Raw genomic sequence first — 19456 nt, forward strand, 5'->3', positions numbered from 1 at the left:
CTTACAAATTGGCGGTACATAGTTTGATTAGTAAAAGGCCCTCCGCCTCCAAGGTACCCTCGAATAACTTTATAATTTCCATTGACTGGTCCTTGTGGATTTAATCCTGGTGATTTTATATAATAATCTTTTTCATACCAGTCATTCATCCAATCCACACCATTACCCGCCATGTCAAATAAACCAAGTGGAGTAGGAGGGAACTGGCCTATGATATAGCTGAATCCGTCTATACCAGTGAGCGTTAGTTTTTGTTCTCCGTCAGCCATGTTTTTACCGGGTTCATATTTTCCATTATTTGTGGCAAACACAATATATTTTCCTTTGTTGCGGGCCGCGTATTCCCATTGTGCCTCTGTTGGTAAATCAATACTTTTTCCTGATTGTTTTCCTAGCCATTGACAATAGTCTTTTGCTTGTTGCCAGGTTGTCACTGCTGGCATATCCGGATTACGAAGCTTAGGGTAATCTTTGATCCATAATTTTAATGGAGTTATTTTTTTTGTATTAGTCAACAAAGAATATTCATCGTATTCTTTGTAGGTGATTTTATATTTCCCCATTGAGAAATCGCTGAGTTTAACCTTATGAAGGTCTTTATCATCCTCATTTCCGGTAAATGGCAATTTTTCTCCAACTAAAGGACCAAAATCGCCCATCATAAAACTGCCGCCTTGAATGTCGACCATATTCTTCAGTGACTGCTGGACTAAAGTATCTGCTGCCTGCTGGTCGATAGCCTTTTCTTCAGGTTGTTGGTCACAACCACTGACAATAACTAATGCCAGCAACCATAGATTTTTTTTTCTCATATTAGACTCCCTGATTATGCTGTCATTGTATTACTATGAGATGTTGTTACAAATGCCAGATATTCATCCATTTGATATTTAGGGATTGGTTGTAATGGTGCGGTTGGATCAATATCTGTACCATCGGGTAGTCTTTGATAAAGCCATTTCAATTTTTCACCATACTGAGTGGAAAGATTTCCCATCCATCCTTGCTCACTCACAGATAAAAAATTAATTACTTTTTGTTCATTATTTTTCCAATCACCTTTTCCTTGAGCAGGAATTATTGTCAGATGTTGCATGACATTCTCATAATCTGATTTTGATTGCACCCACATTAGTGCATTAAAAATGGCTTGCTTACGCAGTTTCATCGCACCCCATTTATAGGAGTTTAGGGTGGTCAGGTCATTATTTTGGTTTCGTAGATCAATGCCATCCCAAACGGAAGAGTCAATTAAAATGGCAATTATTGCACCTTTGGTTTCAGGTGCTGTAAATTTTAAACTGTCAGGATTATTATTAATTGATTGCATCAATTTTACACGTTTATTAGCTTGTTGCAGCTCAAATCGTATTGCTGTTAATGTTTCTTGGAATGTATCAAATGCTAACTCTGAAATTTGTACGCCTGCGCTGAGTGCTATAATGGGTAGCATACATAGTGTTTTAAATGCATTATCATCCATAATTTTCAGCATCTTGATATAATCCATATTTCTCAGCATATGTGTAAACATAGGCATAAACTCAACCAGCAATCCGGCGTCAACATCAAAACCAATGTTGCCCTTTGCCCCTGCCCCCCAACACAAACCAGCCTTACAGAATATGCGGAACTTTCCTTTTACAAAAGTAATATAAAACTGCCCACTAGCACCCGCTCCAGCCTGTAGTGTGATGCCTGGCATCAATTTCGCAAATACTTTAAAGTCGTTATTTTTTTCGGGCGATTTCCATTCAATTGTTCCGGCAAGATTAATACCTGCTTCTAACCCAGCAAAAGCACCAAGCTCTGCGCCAACTTTGGCATCAGGCACAGGAATGGAGATGTTACTTTTTTGCATTCCGGGTAATGATTTCAGCTCTAATTTAGAATTTGCTCCCCGGACACCATAGCCTTTTGCTGTCTTTCCACCCCAATCGAGTAAAACACCCGCCTCTACCCCCAGACTAGCCCCGACACTCCCAGTTGCGGTGATAATAATTACTGTTTTTATACGCCCAAGGGTGCCTTCTTTTCCATGGTTATTGGGGTAGCACATTTCGAAGCCGGCTTTATCCGGTAAATGTTTTTTAAATTCAGCTTTAGCCTCTCCTAATACGAAACTAGCATGTCCTTTAACTTTTGCATTCAATTGCTTATCAAGAGGATTATAGTCAGCACCAGCGCTTAGGCCTCGGGAAAAACGCATTAATTGTGCCTGAGCACTAAGATCCACACCTTTACTGTTTTTGTATATCTGATTGAAATCATCGAGTGAGTGTTCCAGCGTTTTATTATGTTCTTTAGCCCAATCACTCAAGATGAAATCTGCATTTTTGATTAGATCAGTACCCGCTATGGAACTTTTAATAGAGGGTTTAATTGATGAAAATTGTTTCAACAGTTTTTCACTGTCTATTTTATAGGTTGTTCTCTCTTTTCTTTTACCATTGGCATCAGGAGGTAATGTTATTATTGTTTTCTTTAGAAAACTTTTATCCGCACTCTTGCTGTCGCCTTTACTTAACTCATATGTGCGAAAATGGTTTGCCATTTTATCAGACCGCACATAGGTCATTTTGAAGCCAGCGGCCCCTCGTTTCGACATTGGGATTAATTCCATTATCCCTATAGCACTTTTTTTAGTGTCTGAACTGAGTAGTTTGCCATCATGAATAGCTGGCGTTAGGTCTTTTAATGCTTCTCTGAGCTTAATTGTGGCATTGTTTACCCGCTCATAAGCAGGTTTCAGTTGCATCTCTGCTGCACGTGGATTGGTTTTAGCCAATGCAAAGCATTGGTCGGTCACTTTTTCTAGTGCTTCTTTCGCGGCTAATTGATTTTCCATCAATTGGCTAAGAAATATTTGCTCTTGTTCAAATAACTTATTGTCTTTAGCTTCAAATAATAAAAATGTACCGCTGTCAGGGTGAAAATAAAGTTCAGGGGAGGCTTTGACTTTTACCGGAATACCTTTTGGAGTATTGCTTGTTTTGCCTTGTTGTGGTTCTGCCATTATTTTTCTCCATAAAATTTCGTGCAGGGTGTTTATAGAAATTCAATTTTCATGTCGTCAGCAGTCGCAGTAAAAATCGAAGCCGTTTTACCTTCTGCATCAGTAATACCCTCAAATATTTTGCCTTTCCCTGTTGTAATGCGGTAGCGTTTGTGAGGCCACAATTCTCCTGTATCTTCATCTTGTGTGATGAAATGCTCATTAAATCCTTTAGGTAATTCAGGCATTTTTACGTCAAAATCTGCGGAGCCCATCTTTTGTACATTCGCTGCTTTTAATAGAATATTCTGCGGACAACCCAGTTCGAGATTTCCGCCACTGAGTTTGATATATGCACCGCCACATGTCAGTACTAACTCTTTCGCCGCTGTCACAGTCACAGTTCCTTCCACGCTGGTTACAGTTATGTCCTTTTTCGCCAACGCTTCAATATTGTCATCTTGTGCTTGAATCTCTACTTTCCCTTTCGCCGCAAATAGTTTCATTCCCATCTTCTGGGCAAGCAAACTCACGGCCTGACCTGCAACAGCCGTGAATTTTTTCATTACGCTGATATCTGCATTCCCCCCCGCGGCTATCCCTACGCTCTCACTCCCTGATGACACTCGTACTCCTTTTGGGCTACTGATGCTTACACCCTCAGGAGCATTCAGCACCATACCGGCCTGAGCCAAGTCTTTCAAAGCGTCATTTAACCCTGCCCAGGAGGCGGTGTCCGCCGGGAAGGCTTGTGCCGTTTCTGCGCCAGTTGAAAGAGATTTAGCGATACTCAGTGCATTTTCTAACTGAGCTATCGCTTCATCCATCCCCAGCATTTTCCCATTAGCAGAGAGTTGTTTGTCCGCAGTAATAAACACACCAGCCCCACCACGTACCGTCACCCATTTATCGGTACGCAACTCGGCCCCCTCACCGCGTAGCGCTCTTTCGGAGTCTACATTATGCCCGAGGTTCAATTGGGTCTTGCCGCCGTACTCGGTGCTGAGCTTGATGTGCTCTTCGCCGCGTTTGTCTTCCATGCGTAGCTTGTTGAAAGCAGGGGTACGGATCACGTTGCGGGTGTTATTTTTTTCGGTCACATGGTCGGTATGACGAGAGTCATGCAGGGCATGGGCGATATACGGACGGTCTGGGTCACCGTCGTGAAACGCGATGGCCACTTCGGTGCCCTGTATCAGCGGGAAGTGAATGCCATACACATCACCACCGTAAGGTTTGGCGAGTCGCACCGGCATACTCTCCTGACCTTGTGCTTTATCGTCTTGGTCTGCATCAAATTTCACCCGATACAAGCCGGAGGTATCCTGCCAGGCATAGATATCGTTGGCCTTCGCGCTGGTCACCCGCGCCATCATGGTGCCGCTGACTTTTGGACGCGGAAGCAATGCCGGACGCCAGCACAGAGTTTCGCTGTAGGGAACGGCGGCAATAGTCACTTTCAGTGCATCTTTACGGCTGGCGCTAAACCCAGTGCGTACTACTACCATCGGTTGTGCCAACAGCTCAGGTAGCGTGGACGGGATTGATGTATCGGTTACCGTCAATACCTGAGCAGGATGTAATGTGGGATCGGTACTGAGGCCGGTGATCAGCGTTTGTGCTGATAAAAAACGTTCATGATCGAGGCGTGCCAGGAAGTTGGCGGTTTCAGCAGTGGGGTCGATTTTATCGCCGGTATCCAGATGGCGAGGCTTGTAGTGATACACGTCGCCATAGGTCGTGCCTTCACCGTCGCCGCGCGTCATGTCTGCTCGGGTGGACTGCAACACTTTCTGCGCTTCACGGTAGTTGTAATCTTTCGCAGTAACGCTGGCCTCAACGACATTGTGATGTACATTCAGCCCCCAGACTGACTCTACTCCGCTGTCACTCATGCCTGACGGGCTATTCAGCGGCAGGGATTTACCAAACTCATAGGCACTCTGCTTATCAGCAAAATGCACCACTTCAGTCTGGGTGTCTGGCTGCAAAGTGAAGAAATAAAATATCCCCATCTCGGAGAGCAACCGCTCAATAAATTTAAGGTCTGTCTCTTGATACTGGTTTATTTGCTCACGTTTTGGGTAGGTCTGTTTCAGCGTGAACTCGTATTCCCAGTCCTTCAGGCCATGTTCTTGAAGTATCTGTCCGACAACTTCAGGTACCGATTTATTAACAAAGAAACGGTGTGTTCGGTACTGGTTATCCAACAATGCGATGAAAGGTTCTAGCGTGACCTGATAATTAACCTGGTCGACTGAACCCGATATCCGGCGAAAATCTGTGATAACACCGTGTACCACTTTCTGTTCCATCAAACTCTGCAACAAGCCAGTCCCCATCGTCAGCGTTGCTGGTTTGCGCAGTAATTGGTCCGCATCAATATTTTTGTCTGTGCTGGTGAACAGTATATTGTAGTGATATGTATTGCTGAGTCCCTCATTGCCGCTGAAATCTTCGACGTCCAATGGTGACAGGCAGGAAGGAATATCAAGGCGGTAGCGATTCAGAGTAGTTCCGGTGAGTTTTGATAATGTGTTCTGTAGCGTGTTAGTAAGATTCATGGGTTTTACTCCGTGGTTATAACCTGCTTATTTCAAGTACAAAACAGGCAAAACCTATCTTTATCGTTAGATTTTGCTGGCGATAGATGGCTCATCATATTCGCGTTTAGTTAGCGGCACGTCATAAGCCCTTCTATTGAGCATTTCAAATCCCAATACAAAATGTCTTGGATGGTTCCCCTTATCTTTGGACTCAATAACGAGTTGAACAATAAAAGGTCCGGTGGAGGTATCAGGAAGATGATAAAACGAAGGTGGGATACAAAGTTTCCCATCTATAATTGTTAGATTAGGTTCATCTGTGAATGTCCCTTCTTTAGCGGGGGCACTCCTGAGATTAATAGATATAAAAACAGGCTGATAATCTTGTGCATTAGGAATAAAGAAGCATATCGAATCACCATTCATGTAGGTGCTGGCCGTCTCAGAGGGATAATACTTCATTTGTCCCCATGGACATCCTGTTAACATCAATAAGCAAAATAAAGACAACATCGTGAAAAATAGAAAACGCAGTTTGTTTCTTATCACCAAGGAAACCCTCGCAGTACATTTCGGTATGATTTTCTTATTACGACTTCAGAAATATCGCCATCAAGAGTAATAATATTATTTCTTCTCAATCGCCTCAATGCACTATAACCACGCGCCTGCAATGTAAAGTTATCCGCAATAATTTGCGCTTGTTGCTCCATGGGATATTCGCTTAACAGCCGCCCATCGAGTTTATATCTGTAACTGACTAGCCAACTAACCAGCCCTCTCGCAATGACATTCATTCCTTTGGCACGCTGCCATACATGGCTCATTTCATGAATGAACAAATGTTGTAAATTATCTGTTGTCTGCGAGAAATCATCCCGGTACTCATTACGGAAATAAATCTCACCATTCGGCGTCATTGCTGTATGTTCATCTTGCAGATTAAAAGGCAGGTAACTACCATGATGGATCCAGACAGTGTGGTACTGGATAGTTGATCCGAAAACTGACTTCGCCAGCTCCGTCTCTCCCGAGGTCAGCAACCGGATACCCCCTTCTTTTAATGTGTCCTTATTTTCCTCAGTCATTACTAAACTCCAGCGTGATCCCTTCGGCTTCATCCCAGCCCAACGTCAGCGAGGTGGTGCGCTGTTGCTCGCTCATGCGGCTTAACAGTTGCTGGCTCAGTACCGGCAAAATCTGCTGATTGAGCAAGCTGTCGATGTTGCGCGCACCGGTGTCCGGCAGCAGGCAGGAAGCGACCAGCGTGTCGTACAGGCTTTCCTCTATCGTGCAGTGCAGGCCGTAATGTTTCTTCAGGCGTTTAGCGACCTGTGCCAGTTTCATCTCGACGATGGTACGCAACGCGGTGGCATCCAGTGGCCGGTAGATCAGGGTCTGGAAGCGGGCTAATAGCGCGGGCTGGAAATGGTCGCGCAGGATCGGGCGCAGCAGCTCATGCAGATCGCTATGGGTCGCTTCCGGTTGTTCATCGAGCAATTGCATCAGATGATCACTGCCTAAATTGGCAGTCATCAGGATCACGCTGTTGCGGAAATCAATTTCGCGCCCTTCGCCGTCGCGCATAAAGCCACGGTCAAATACCTGATAGAACAGGTTAATGACATCGGCGTGCGCTTTCTCAACTTCGTCAAGCAGCACCACGCTGTACGGGCGCTTGCGCACCGCCTCGGTCAGAATACCGCCCTGACCGTAACCGACATAACCCGGTGGCGAACCTTTAAGCTGGGAGACGGTGTGCGCCTCCTGATATTCGGACATGTTGATGGTGATCAGCGATTTCTCGCCACCGAACAGTGTGTCGGCCAGTGCCAGCGCAGTCTCGGTTTTGCCCACCCCACTGGGGCCAACCAGCAGGAACACCCCCAGCGGGCCATTTTCGGACGTCAAGCCGGTTTTGGCGGCGCGCAGGCGTTGCGCCATCTCAACCAGCGCCGCATCCTGCCCGACCACACGGGTCGCGAGGTGGTTTTCCAGTTGCAATAAATCGGTCTGTTCGTCTTTCAGCAGGCTGCTTAGCGGCACGCCGGTCCAGTCGGCGATAACCGTTGCCACAGTACGCACATCAACATCCAGCGACAGCAGCGGCGCATTGCCCTGAATCTGACTTAACTCTTCCTGCAACGTGGCCAGATGTGCCGCGTTGGCGATATCCTGACGCGCGTCGATAATCAGGGTGGTGAGGCGTTGCTCTGCTTCATATTGCTGCGCAAGCTGCTGTTGTCCAACGACCAGTTCTGTGCGGCGTTGGTCAATCTCAGATAAGCGCGTTGAACCGATGTTCGGCAGCAGGAGTAAGTCCTGTTCGATGGCCTGTTGCTCCATCGCCAATGCAGCCAGTTCGGCGTTAATTTCCATCAGCGCGACCGGTAGCGTGTCGATGCTCATCCGCACCCGGGCACCAGCAGTGTCGAGCAGGTCAACCGCTTTATCCGGCAGTTGGCGGCCCGTCAGGAAGCGCCGCGACAGGGTGACCGCAGCGGTAATAGCAGAATCCAGAATGTGCACGCCGTGGTGCTGGGCGTAACGGCCCTTTAAGCCGCGCAGCATCAGGCTGGCTTTGGCGTCGTCCGGCTCGTCAACTTTCACCATCTGGAAGCGGCGCTCCAGTGCGGCATCCCGTTCAAAATACTGCTTGTACTCCGACCAGGTGGTGGCAGCAATGGTGCGCAACTCGCCACGCGCCAGTGCCGGTTTCAGCAGGTTGGCCGCATCTGCGCCACCGGCCTGATTACCGGCACCGATGATGGTGTGGGCTTCGTCGATAAACAGCAACACAGGTGTTGGCGATTGTTGTACCGCCTCGATAACATTTTTCAGCCGCTGCTCGAACTCACCTTTGACCCCAGCCCCGGCTTGCAACAGGCCCAAGTCCAGGGTGCGCAGGCTGACGGTTTTCAGGCTATCCGGTACGTTACCTTCAGCAATTCGCAGCGCCAGCCCTTCAACCAGCGCGGTTTTACCCACACCCGGTTCACCGACCAGAATCGGGTTGTTTTTACGGCGGCGCGACAGGATATCGACCATCTGGCGGATCTCGGTGTCGCGACCAAAAATCGGGTCAATCTGCCCGGTTTTCGCTTTAGCAGTAACATCGAGGGTAAATTTATCCAGCGCCGCTTGCAGGGCGTCATTGAGTTGCGGCTGGCCGCTGGCAGAGGGGGTGGTCGCTGCCTCATCGGTCAGATTGACCGGGCTGTCTGCCAGTACCGCAGCCTGCTGAACTTCAGGGCGCTCATCGGATTGGCTGTCCAGCAGCGGTAACAGACGGTGTAACTGGATGGTACTCAGGCTGAGCAACGGCCAGGCGGCATCGGCGGCCAGTAATGATGGCGAATTTATCAGAGCAGATAACAGATGAACGGAGCGCACCGCATCGGCATCTTCCTGTAGCGACGCATCCAGCCAGGCACTTTTGATCAGTTGCTGTAACGCGGCTGACAACTGAGGTTTGCCCTGCACCGTGCGCGGCAACGTATCCAGATGGGCCAGCAACCCCTGCCACAGGCTGTCCATGTCCCACTCATAACGCCGGGCAATCACCGTAATATCGCCTTCACCCTGTTCCAACAGTTTCAACAACCAATGTTCAACGGTTATCTCGGCATGGGCACGGGTCTGACACAGGGTTGCAGCACCGGCCAGTGCCTGCGCGCAATAGGGATTTAACCGACGTAATAAGTGTGCTGAATGCGTTGTCATAAATTCTCTTCCTTGTGTGTCATTTACCCTGTCAGGCACGCTACCGCCCATAGCCGTCAACCAAGGCCCATAAGGTCATCTGATAAAATGTGTGTGCGCTTAGCGAAATACCGATGCGCCGATGCTCAGCTAAAAACACAAAAATAGCAGACGGCGAACCGCCTGCTGCTGCGGGTTACCCTAAATAATTCGTGTTGCAGGCAGGCGGCAAGTGAACGAATCCCTGGGAGCATAGATAACTATGTGACCAGGGTGAGCGAACGTCGCCAACGCACCTGCGGCGCGAAGAATGACGGTAATTACGCGGTAGTACGTTCGTTCCAGGAATCGGAATGAATGATGTTGCCGTCTTTGTAAGTCCAGGTGATTTTTTCGTAACGCAGCTCAATGGCTTCGAGGTGATTGTGTTTCTCTTTGGCCGGATCCTTGATGTCATGCATCTTCGGTGCCACTTTCACCAGCTTCACGTTCTCAAGCTTGGTATTGAAATACTCCACTTCCTGACCCGCATCGTTAATGCGATACCATTTGAACTCAGCGGATTTCAGGGTCTGGCCGGTGGTTACCGCTTTGTACAGGTACGGGCTGGATGAGTCGATTTCCTTGGTGAACAGGAACGGGGTATGGATACGAGTGCCGGTCAGCTTGCCCGTGTTGTTGTCTGTCGGGATATACAGGTTATGTTCCTGCGCCACGATCTCAATGCTGCCTTCGCGATCTTTAACATCTACGGAACCTTTAATGTCCGCACCGCCATCATCTTTCAGCCACAGATATACTGGAATTGCCATGGTTTACTTCTCCATTTCTTGAGTTGAGACGTCACTTTCATCCTGTGACGCTGTTTTTACGCCTGGCAGGCGACAGGCATCAGCCTGCGGTACCAGACTGATTTCGACACGGCGGTTGAGCGCACGGCCCGCTTCCGTATCGTTAGATTTCAGAGGACGACTCTGGCCATAGCCCTGGACGGCAAAGCAGCTTTCTGGAATATCCCCGGTATCGCGCATCCAGTTGCGTACCGATTCCGCCCGCTTAAGCGACAGAGCCTGATTCGACTTATCATCACCCGTGATATCGGTGTGCCCCGCCACCACGATCAACCAGCCCGGTTTTGCTTTAATCCCAACCAGCGCATTGATAAGCACTTTGGTGGAACCAGATTTGAGCATTGATTGACCCACGTCAAAAAGCGACAGGCTATCCAGACGGAGGGTTTGGGATCCCTGAACGATTTGATTGATCACCGGTGGTGGTGGCAGTGGCGGAGTCCAGCTATTGATAGCGATATCCAGCGGAGCCCTAAGCCGCAGTCCTTGATACAAACCCAGTGACAAACGCATGGGTGCACCACGGCGTAACCAGTCATCCAGCAAGTGTGCATCCGCACGCAGTTGCTGCTGAGCCAGAGCCTTAGGGGCAGGAGGTGTACCCGTAAGCCGGTTGTATAACGACAAATGATCGCTGACGCTCTGCACCACACGCTGGTTATTGATAAAGGATGCCAGCAGGGCAAAGAGTAAAAATACACCGCACAGCACACCGGCCATCTGACAGGTCAGCATCAGACGTGAGACGCCGCGACGGCGAGGCAGATAAGGTAGTAACACCTCTGGCAACGGCAGGTTATCTTCTGGGGTGGCAACCCTCGGCGTCAGCGTGGTTACCTCACTAATGTGTGCCTGCCACAGGTTATTCTGACGCCCTGCAACCGGTGTAAAGCAGCAGCCCCATGCGCACGGGATAAGCGCAGGTACATCCCCTTGCCGCTGTGTCAGGATGCTCAGAACATGTTCATCAAGCCAGGACAGAAGACTCTCCATCCAGAACACGGTGCTCAACCTTTCCTGAACGTTGCAGGACTCTTGATACTGACTCCATTGAACCAGCGGCATGATGCCTGCCCCCGCTTCTTGAACCTGAATGCCTTTCTGCCCCGGAGTGACCGTATACCACCGTTCGGCCTGCGCAGATGAAGCCACCGGTGGTGAAAGCCAGGTGCCTAACCAGACCGGAGGGATCCCCCCAAGCCATCCTTTGCACTGCACGATAGCCCGTTGCCAGGCACGCAGGGATTGTGAAAAATCATCCAGGCTCTGATGTTGCTCTGGCACGATAGTCAGTAATACCGAGATCTGCGCAATCAGCGCCGGGCGTTCAGCCGCCAGATGTTGCGCGAGTATTGGCAGTTGTTCTGGTAGCTTCACTGCCAGATACCAACCCTGACGCGTTTCACGAAAAGATGCCGAGGGGGGAAACAGGGCATCGCTGTCACCACAAACCAGTACTACCGCGCCCTGAAAATCTTCAGGTGGCAGTGTTGAATCGGCAATGGATTGGTGAGCCACTTTATTGCCGTTGTACTTGCGCCACTGAAAGTAACCGACCGCAGCACAGAGGATGACAACCAACATGCTCAGTGCCACACGACTGCCCATTCCCAACGGCCAGAAACCCAGGATAAGCCACAGTGCCAGGCATGCCCCCAGCAGTAGCAGGAGTAACTGTGTTAATCCGCGCATCCGCTAGTGCATCCCTGTCAGTTGAGACACCATGTGCGTCAACCGAGTGGACAACGTGAACCACAGAGCAACCAGTATGACGACGCCCGCCCCCCAAAAGAGCCAATAGGTCTTGCGCCCAGAGCGCAAACGCAATGAGCGTGAGACCACCGGTGTTTCCTGTGAAGAGGCAAACGGCGGTACCAGCAAACTCAGCTTACGCACCACATCTTCTCTGCGCTCGTCACCCTGTTCGCGGTAACGACCGGCAAATCCCAAGGTTAGCGCACGGTAAAAGCAGGTCAGTACCGCCGTGTCCGGTGCCGGTTCCTGCAACACCGTGCGGATCCGCTCCCACAGCTCTTCACCCGCGTTCAGGGTATTGAAGTAGCGGGCCTGAAGCGGGTCTTTCAGCCATTTGGTATAACCGCTGTCCTGTTTCTGACGGTTCAGGACGCTTTCATCCAGTAACGCACATTGGGTGTACAGCATATGGTCGCAACTGATTTCGCTGAAACCGGCACGCGACAGCGTATCGCGTGCGCTGTCAATCCACGCACAGGCACGGCGGTACAAGGCTTCTCCGTCCTCAACCTCCTGACCGTTACGCAACTGGCTGACCATCAGCCAGCAGGGATAAAAGACTGCATCAACCACAGACGTATTTATTTTGCTCATGAGCGTAGCACCGCAAACAGTTCGAGTTTGACATCACCCAGCGAACCTGGGGTGTAGAAAGCACAGTTCCCCGCATCCAGCATGGCCTGCGCGGCTGGCCCCTTGAGGTCAAGGGCAAAGTACTGATTTTCCAGACGCAGCGGGATAGCAGCCGGAACATGAGACAGCGGTTTCATCGCCACACCGTTGAGTGCCACGTTAACCACATCTGACACATCCTCAACGCTGCCAGCCTTACACAACAGCGGGAACTGAGTTTGCAACAGATGGTTGGGGATCGAAGAGCGAACCGAGAGATAGAAATCAGCCCCTTCACGCAGACGAGCATCATGCAATGAACCGGTCCAGAATTGCCCCTCGTGAGCCAGTTCAATCGCCACCATTCGGGACGGCAAGCTGGCCTCGAGCAGGGCATCAAGCAAGGTGAACAACGGCGGGAAAACCTGCTCAGGTGCGTCATGCTGATACAGCGGAATGTCTTCAGCTTTATGTTCAAGGGAAAATGTCAGCAGGCTACCGGCGAGGCGGACCAGTTCGCGATAAAACAGTTCGGGATGGCGGGAAGGCGTCTGATACAGCTCCATCAGTACCGGCTCAGCACTGTTTAACGCATTCAGCAACCAGAACAGCGACACATCGGCCACCGCAAAATCTGCCATCCGTTCGTTACTTTCACGCCGCATGGCCATCAGGCGACGTCGACGCGCCTGTAGACGGTGGATTAAATCCCCCAGTTCAGTCAGCACTACCTGACTTGCCGCCAGCGACAGCATCGGTGGAATGAAATTCTCATCCTGCATCCACTGCCCCTGGGCATTGCGCATCAAGCGCACCACTGGACAGGTCAGATAAGCACTGTTTTCCTGATGAGCAAAACGCAGCGTGACCCCGTGGCGCATTATCGCCAGCTCAGTACGCTCATGACCGGCAAGCTCCTGTACCGTGACCCACTCCTGCTGCCAGCGGCGAGGGCGCGCGCTGTCCTGACCATCATCCAGATTGCCACCGTTGGCCGACAGCAACGGTAATGCCAGCACCACATCGACCACGTCACGGTCTGAAATTGCAGATAAATCGCAGGCGGGAGGCAGGTTATCCGCCCGTTCAGAATCAATCAGCGTGCCATCAGGAAAGCGAACCACCAGTCGAAGTGCATTCAGACGGGAAAGCGCCAACGATCCACTGTCGAATGCCGCATCAATGACACCCCATGGGGATGCCAATGTCATATGTGCCACGCCGTCTGCCACGTAGGCGTCCCAGCGGGCCTGTTGCTGGAATTGTTGCGGGGCTAAAAAGGCTCCGTCATTCCATAGCGGACGATAAATCTTCATCGGTACTTCCTTGCGTACAATCATGCCCAACGTCATTGGTGTTGCAGCTAGATGGCAACTAAACGAATCCCCAGGCGTTGACTAACGTCAATGACTGGGGGAAAGAAGGCAGCCAACAACGCTGCAACTTCAAGGACAAAGGGCAATCAGGCTTTCGCCTTCGGCATCTGCGAAACCAATGACAGATTCACGTCCATGCCTTCAACCTGGAAGTGCGGTACGGCATAGAGCTTCACGCGGAAGAAACCTGGGTTGTCTTCGATATCTTCTACCGTGACTTTCGCATCACGCAGTGGATGGGAAGCCTGCAAATCATCGCCCGGATCAGTCATTTCCGTCACCAGCGTGCGGATCCAGTTATTCAGTTCCAACTCCAACAGACGGCGGTCTTTGGTAGTACCGATGTTCTCGCGCTGGATCAACTTCAGATAATGCGCAATGCGTGACAACAGGAAGATATACGGCAAGCGGGCATTAATACGGCTGTTGGCAGTGGCATCAGCGGTGTCATACAGCGCAGGCTTCTGGGCAGAGTTGGCCGAGAAGAAGCACGAGTAATCACGGTTTTTGTAGTACGACAGCGGAATAAAGCCCAAATTAGCAAACTCAAATTCGCGCGTTTCCGGGATCATCACTTCTGACGGGATTTTGACCTGATTACCGGTACCCAAATCGTACAGGTGAATAGGCAGGTTGGTCACCGCGCCACCGGCCTGCGGGCCACGGATCTGCACACACCAACCGTTTTTGATGAAGCTTTTCACCATATTGGCGGCAAAGGCAAACGAGGCGTTGGTCCACAGATAACGGTCATGGTCCGGCCCTTTCACCTGCTCTACGTAGTTAAAGCTGCGTACCGGCACCGTGTCCGGGCCGTAAGGCAAGCGCCCCAGCACGCGCGGCATGGTCAGGCCGATATAGCGGGAATCATCCGAGTCGCGGAAGGCTTTCCACTTGATGTATTCGGCACGGTCAAAGTAGTTACCGATATCTTTGATAGCCGCCACGTCTTCCATGTTCTCTTTACCAAAGAACTCAGGGCCAACTGAGCCGATAAACGGCATATGGGCCGCTGCGGCTACCTTGGAGATATTGCGCAATAACGCGATATCTTGCGGGCTACGGTCAAACTCGTAGTTGGAGATGGCTGCTGCAATCGGCTCGCCACCGGGGGTGTCGTATTCCTGAATGTAAGTCTGGGTATAGAGACCGCTTTGCACGATTTCAGGGGCGTCTTCAAAATCCTGCACCAGATGATCTTTACTGATATCCAGCAGTTCGATACGGACGTTTTGACGGAAATCGGTTTGATCGATAAGGGATTTTACGCCACGCCAGGTCGATTCCACCCGTTGGAAATCAGGGTGATGCATCACCGCATCCAACTGGCGACTGATTTGATCATCCAGCGCCGCAATGTGGCCATCCAGCAGGGTTTTATCCAGTTTTTCCACTTTCTTCGACGATTGCTTCAGCAGGTCTAAAAAGACACTGACGGCGGCGGTGACACGCTCATCAGTGGTCGCTTCCGCCATGGTATCGTTATTCTGGAAAGCATCCAGACCCGTCAATGAGGAGACTGGACTCAGATTGATTTTTTCAAACAAAGAGGCATAAACCCCCTGGGCTACAGGGTTGTTCTTTTCTAATACGGTCGTCGCAGTACCCTGCGCACTGTTTTCCTGTACAGACATCAGCATGTTCCTTTTCTTCTTTCTACAAGCAGCCAATCCGGCGATTAACAGTCTTTGGGGGCCAATGCAGCCAGTTCAGCACGCAGCTCATCGCTCAGTGCCTCGTCTTTGAGGATGTTTTCCAGCTCACGACGGAAGGTGGCGTTGTCCAGCAGATTGGACTTGAGATCACGCAGCAGATTGCGCATTGCCAGCAAGGCACGCAGTTGTGGGATTTGACGGGCGACACTTTCCGGCTCGAAATCTTTCATGTCGTTGAAGATCAGGGATACTGCGGTATCGGTGTTATCACCTGCCAGCGTGTCGGGTACTGAGAGCTTCAAACTAGGTTGGAATTCAGCCAAAACACTGTTGAAATTATTTTTGTTGATATTGAGCTTTTCACGTTCGGACAGCTGACGCTGTTCCTGACCGTTGCTGTAATCACCCATCACCAACAACTTTAAAGGCAGCTCCATTTTCTTTTGAGCGCCACCTGTATGCAGGTCAAGCTTAATATTAATGCGTGCTTTAGGTATCTCATTTTGGAAGCTTGAAGAGGACATCGACTTTCCTTATTAGGGGAAGGAAACTTAAGAAATCCACCACAGAGCAAATGAATAAAAATAATCTACATTACCCGGCACAACATTCACCACCCATTGATTAGCTCAGTAGGTATTAAAGTAAAAACATTCTTTGTAGATATCCCTATCCATTCATCGGATGGCATGAAACAGTATCAGACAGGTATTTTTCACACACATTAGCATATCAATTAAATACCAGTGCGCGCAGTGTAGAAACATTAGCCATCTAACACCAACGAGTTAAATGTAACAAAAAGTAAATTTTAAACATTCATAAAAAACAGATCATCACCATGATGTGTAAGACATTTCTCACAACAGAAAGGTAACCCTCTACGAACAAAGAGATTAATAAACATCATAAAAATTAAACTGAGCGTTTATGAGAATCATTGTAGGAATATGCCTATAGATATTTTTTCCAGAAATGTGATGTGTATTCGGAGGATTTTAGAACCCGATAGGTTCACAAGAGGCTTATCTATTATTGCCGTGAATCAATTAACCTCTAATAACGTAAAAATGACTTATCGATGGGCAACGTCATTGTGAATTATAATGAGTCTACAAAAAGATATGAGTGGCAAACTTATGCAAATGAGCCCCCATTAACGTTGAGAAATACATTCGCCAACATGTAATGAGTACAAGCATAATATCCTGTTTGAGTATAGCCCCGTCTGCGCAGGACTCACCTTTCCCCGTGTTAGCACCCGTAAGAATACGGTCAGAAAATGAGTCTATGAAATCGATTATGCAGATCAATCAGTCGATATTGATCAGTTAATCTTATCAACTCACTATAGTTATCATTCGCCACAGACAAAGTAAGTGATATGTTTTTATGCGCCATGGCTTCGTTCTCTTGCAGAAAAAGCCAATATCGTTTTTTTTACTGTCAAGTTTTAGGACTTAGGGGAAGTGATACACAACCCAGCGTGGAGTGATGCCAGTTGGCTGAATTAAAGAGTGCAGTGAGTATTGAAACGTTAATACAAAAAGCGACCGATTTAGAACTGGCCGGATTCTGGCGCAGGGCTGCGACACAGTGGCTTACTGTCATGGACCACTGCCCTGATGATACTGAATGGGAACAGATTGCTCGGCGACGTGAACAGTGTTTACTGAAATCACAGGGAACACCAAGAGAGCGGCGGCGAGAAGTCCGTAATCGTTACCGCAGTCAGGAGCGATATAAAAACCGGTATTAACCCTGATTATCCTGAACACACAATGACCTGATGTGCTGACCCGCACGCCATGCTGGAAGCAGGGCCGTAGGAGGGGTACCCTCCTGACGGAGGTTCTGATGCGATTGCCCGGCAATCAACAAGTACTGATCATCGGCATAAACTGCATTGCGCAGGAAAACATGACCTCGGCGTTACAGTAGTTTGCAGCACTAGCTGACAAGCCGCTGCTGGTGTATCGATCCCTGTTTTTACCTCCCCATACACATCTTGACATTCGTTGCTTTATGCTCGAAGTAATTATTCCACTCTATCTGATGGCGATTATGAATAACTTGATACAACAATTACAATCCATGCTTGGACAGGTAACGAAAAAGAGTAACGAAGGCGGTTCTAGCCTGAGTAATATGTTAGTGCCCGGCGCCTTAGGCGGCCTTGCTGGCTTACTGGTTGGAAGTAAATCATCACGCAAATTGTTGAGCAAATACGGTACCAGTGCGTTACTTGCCGGTGGCGGCGCAGTACTCAGTACCGTGTTATGGAATAAATATAAAGATAGGATCCGTCAGAATCATCCAGATGGTTCACAGTATGGTCAGCAAGCAGCACCTGTAGACCAGCGTGTGCAGCGATTGGTTATGGCACTGGTATTTGCTGCCAAAAGTGATGGGCACATTGATGCCAAAGAGCGACGCATTATTGAACAAAATATGCAGGAAGCGGGTATCGGTGAACAGGGCGAACGTCTGGTGCAACAAGCGATTGATAGACCGTTAGATCCTCAATTACTGGCCCGTGAAATACAAAATGAAGAAGAAGTGCTGGAGCTCTATTTTCTCAGTTGTGCCGTTATTGATGTGGACCATTTTATGGAGCGCAGCTACCTTGCCGCATTAGGTGACGCACTGAAAATCCCACAAGATGTACGAGATGGTATTGAACAAGATATTCAACAACAAAAGCAGGGCATTGCTGATTAATGTGTCATCAGATGGCCTTTTAGTTCTTTACCTGTAGGCCATTAGTTTTCACTCCTCCTTTCAGGCCGTACTGCTGCAAAAAACTTCCAGTGCTCAGTATGTCCATGAGATAGCCAGGCGACAGCACCGGCACATAACAAGTGTGCTCCGTCCCTGTAGCAACAGTATCAGTGTCTCTGTTCGCAGAAAATGCAACCCGTCCCATTCAGTCAGGTCAATGCCATTGCCAGGTTATACCAACACAACAGCGTCAATGACCCCCTGAACCTTGGCGTTTGTTGCAGGTATGGCTGATGTGTACTGTTCCGTCGATGATAGTCGGTGACCAACTTAAAAAGCAGCCAGGCACAGAACAACTTGCACAAAGCGCTTGCTCTACTGTCACCCAGAACATGTAGCGGGAAGGTATTGATGAATACCGACAATAAGGAACCTCTGACCATTGAAGTCAGAGGCAGGGATATTTATGTCATGTTATCGGAAGTGGGTGTGTAAAAATGATAAAAGTATTAAAAAGTATCGTCGGTTTTGGCTGCTAAGCGCGGGGCTTTTACTCTCATCAGTAACGCTTGCCCATGCAGAAGCACCGAAGCCACTCCGCAAGACCCGTGCAAAACCTGTTTTTTATGCGCAGACACTTAACCATAAAAAGGAAGTGGAAATCTGCATTATCACCCCTGTCCGTGTCTTACTCTTTTGGTAAGACCAGCACAAAAAGTAAAGAGATGAATATCACCGTTCCGATGGGTAATACCTCTTATGCGTATCAGAGTAATCAGATATTCACAGTCAGAAATGGTGATACCAGTTATCAGGTTTCAGTCGGAACAAACGATGACAGTGAGCCAGTCGCGTCACTTTACGTTTATAAAGGCACCCCAAAAACCGGAAAAGTGCTGGCAGAGATAAAACTCGCCCCCCATACGGTGGTGAATAGCATCAGCCACGCATTGGCGGATGACGGTATTGCTGAATCAGACAGTCTTTAACTATACAGGCTGAGGTTAATCTGGGAACACACTTCCGGCAGGTTATCTACCATATCTATGGGCAATGATTCTGGTTCCTAGACGAGAGAAAGTACTTGGTGATGTGGATGCAACAAATTACGACCGTCACGCAGGCTACACGCTAACATATCTGGCTGATCGCCTGTAAATCAGATACCTCAACGTCCTTCTATATATCAAGATATTAAGTTGATTGTCCCTCTCACCGTTGCCTCTCTAGAGGCAACGGTTTT

The 19456-nt window shown here is 49.0% G+C and carries 15 protein-coding genes and 1 pseudogene; 4 read left to right on the forward strand and 12 right to left on the reverse strand.

Features of this window, described 5'->3' with window-relative positions; translation table 11 throughout:
• The 12 genes from V1952_RS11615 to tssB form a co-directional block, all read right to left on the reverse strand.
• A partial coding sequence (locus tag V1952_RS11615; protein WP_420074770.1) for a formylglycine-generating enzyme family protein occupies positions 1-812 on the reverse strand: 812 nt, incomplete at its 3' end.
• A 14-nt stretch (positions 813-826) separates the two neighbouring features.
• Positions 827-3016 (reverse strand): hypothetical protein, encoded by a 2190-nt coding sequence (locus V1952_RS11620; RefSeq protein ID WP_420074771.1) that lies wholly within the window; start codon positions 3014-3016, stop codon positions 827-829.
• A 32-nt stretch (positions 3017-3048) separates the two neighbouring features.
• On the reverse strand, positions 3049-5559 hold the full coding sequence (locus V1952_RS11625) for a type VI secretion system Vgr family protein (protein WP_420074772.1): 2511 nt from the start codon (positions 5557-5559) through the stop codon (positions 3049-3051).
• Positions 5560-5625: 66 nt separating this feature from the next.
• Complete coding sequence (locus V1952_RS11630; RefSeq protein WP_420074781.1) at positions 5626-6054, reverse strand: putative T6SS immunity periplasmic lipoprotein; 429 nt, start codon at positions 6052-6054, stop codon at positions 5626-5628.
• Between the two features lie 32 nt (positions 6055-6086).
• On the reverse strand, positions 6087-6629 hold the full coding sequence (locus V1952_RS11635; protein WP_420074773.1) for a type IV secretion protein Rhs: 543 nt from the start codon (positions 6627-6629) through the stop codon (positions 6087-6089).
• Positions 6622-9264 (reverse strand): type VI secretion system ATPase TssH, encoded by a 2643-nt coding sequence (gene tssH, locus V1952_RS11640; RefSeq protein WP_420074774.1) that lies wholly within the window; start codon positions 9262-9264, stop codon positions 6622-6624. The genes V1952_RS11635 and tssH overlap by 8 nt, the downstream gene beginning before the upstream one ends.
• Positions 9265-9563: 299 nt before the next feature.
• Complete coding sequence (hcp, locus tag V1952_RS11645) at positions 9564-10055, reverse strand: type VI secretion system effector Hcp (protein ID WP_004711812.1); 492 nt, start codon at positions 10053-10055, stop codon at positions 9564-9566.
• A gap of 3 nt (positions 10056-10058) precedes the next feature.
• Positions 10059-11786 (reverse strand): OmpA family protein, encoded by a 1728-nt coding sequence (locus V1952_RS11650; protein WP_420074775.1) that lies wholly within the window; start codon positions 11784-11786, stop codon positions 10059-10061.
• A gap of 3 nt (positions 11787-11789) precedes the next feature.
• A complete protein-coding gene (gene tssL / locus V1952_RS11655) occupies positions 11790-12443 on the reverse strand; it encodes a type VI secretion system protein TssL, short form (RefSeq protein ID WP_071984981.1) in 654 nt (217 codons plus the stop codon).
• Positions 12440-13777, reverse strand: coding sequence for a type VI secretion system baseplate subunit TssK (tssK, locus tag V1952_RS11660; RefSeq protein ID WP_420074776.1), 1338 nt, complete (start codon positions 13775-13777; stop codon positions 12440-12442). Before tssK ends, tssL begins: the two co-directional genes overlap by 4 nt.
• Positions 13778-13923: 146 nt before the next feature.
• On the reverse strand, positions 13924-15477 hold the full coding sequence (gene tssC / locus V1952_RS11665) for a type VI secretion system contractile sheath large subunit (protein ID WP_420074777.1): 1554 nt from the start codon (positions 15475-15477) through the stop codon (positions 13924-13926).
• Between the two features lie 38 nt (positions 15478-15515).
• On the reverse strand, positions 15516-16016 hold the full coding sequence (gene tssB / locus V1952_RS11670) for a type VI secretion system contractile sheath small subunit (protein ID WP_420074778.1): 501 nt from the start codon (positions 16014-16016) through the stop codon (positions 15516-15518).
• Positions 16017-16993: 977 nt separating this feature from the next.
• Here tssB and V1952_RS11675 point away from each other — a divergent pair.
• From V1952_RS11675 to V1952_RS11690, 4 genes and pseudogenes are all read left to right on the forward strand, one after another.
• Positions 16994-17251: a PerC family transcriptional regulator gene (locus V1952_RS11675; protein ID WP_420074779.1), complete on the forward strand. Its 258-nt coding sequence runs from the start codon at positions 16994-16996 to the stop codon at positions 17249-17251.
• Positions 17252-17556: 305 nt separating this feature from the next.
• The gene (locus V1952_RS11680) at positions 17557-18213 is read left to right on the forward strand and encodes a tellurite resistance TerB family protein (RefSeq protein WP_420074780.1); all 657 of its coding nucleotides are present in this window, start codon (positions 17557-17559) and stop codon (positions 18211-18213) included.
• A 263-nt stretch (positions 18214-18476) separates the two neighbouring features.
• Positions 18477-18708: pseudogene (locus V1952_RS11685) on the forward strand (hypothetical protein); the annotation flags it as partial.
• A 230-nt stretch (positions 18709-18938) separates the two neighbouring features.
• A complete protein-coding gene (locus V1952_RS11690) occupies positions 18939-19202 on the forward strand; it encodes a hypothetical protein (RefSeq protein WP_042592881.1) in 264 nt (87 codons plus the stop codon).
• Positions 19203-19456 lie beyond the last annotated feature (254 nt).

Source organism: Yersinia sp. 2542 StPb PI (assembly GCF_048593855.1).
Taxonomy (GTDB): Bacteria; Pseudomonadota; Gammaproteobacteria; order Enterobacterales; family Enterobacteriaceae; genus Yersinia; species Yersinia enterocolitica_E.

Coding starts and splice junctions, on each gene's coding strand:
- V1952_RS11680 (WP_420074780.1), top strand. CDS start 17,557: ATGAATAACTTGATACAACAATTACAATCCATGCTTGGACAGGTAACG.
- V1952_RS11630 (WP_420074781.1), bottom strand. CDS start 6,054: ATGTTGTCTTTATTTTGCTTATTGATGTTAACAGGATGTCCATGGGGA.
- V1952_RS11635 (WP_420074773.1), bottom strand. CDS start 6,629: ATGACTGAGGAAAATAAGGACACATTAAAAGAAGGGGGTATCCGGTTG.
- hcp (WP_004711812.1), bottom strand. CDS start 10,055: ATGGCAATTCCAGTATATCTGTGGCTGAAAGATGATGGCGGTGCGGAC.
- tssB (WP_420074778.1), bottom strand. CDS start 16,016: ATGTCCTCTTCAAGCTTCCAAAATGAGATACCTAAAGCACGCATTAAT.
- tssL (WP_071984981.1), bottom strand. CDS start 12,443: ATGAGCAAAATAAATACGTCTGTGGTTGATGCAGTCTTTTATCCCTGC.
- V1952_RS11625 (WP_420074772.1), bottom strand. CDS start 5,559: ATGAATCTTACTAACACGCTACAGAACACATTATCAAAACTCACCGGA.
- tssH (WP_420074774.1), bottom strand. CDS start 9,264: ATGACAACGCATTCAGCACACTTATTACGTCGGTTAAATCCCTATTGC.
- V1952_RS11650 (WP_420074775.1), bottom strand. CDS start 11,786: ATGCGCGGATTAACACAGTTACTCCTGCTACTGCTGGGGGCATGCCTG.
- V1952_RS11620 (WP_420074771.1), bottom strand. CDS start 3,016: ATGGCAGAACCACAACAAGGCAAAACAAGCAATACTCCAAAAGGTATT.
- V1952_RS11690 (WP_042592881.1), top strand. CDS start 18,939: ATGAATATCACCGTTCCGATGGGTAATACCTCTTATGCGTATCAGAGT.
- tssK (WP_420074776.1), bottom strand. CDS start 13,777: ATGAAGATTTATCGTCCGCTATGGAATGACGGAGCCTTTTTAGCCCCG.
- tssC (WP_420074777.1), bottom strand. CDS start 15,477: ATGCTGATGTCTGTACAGGAAAACAGTGCGCAGGGTACTGCGACGACC.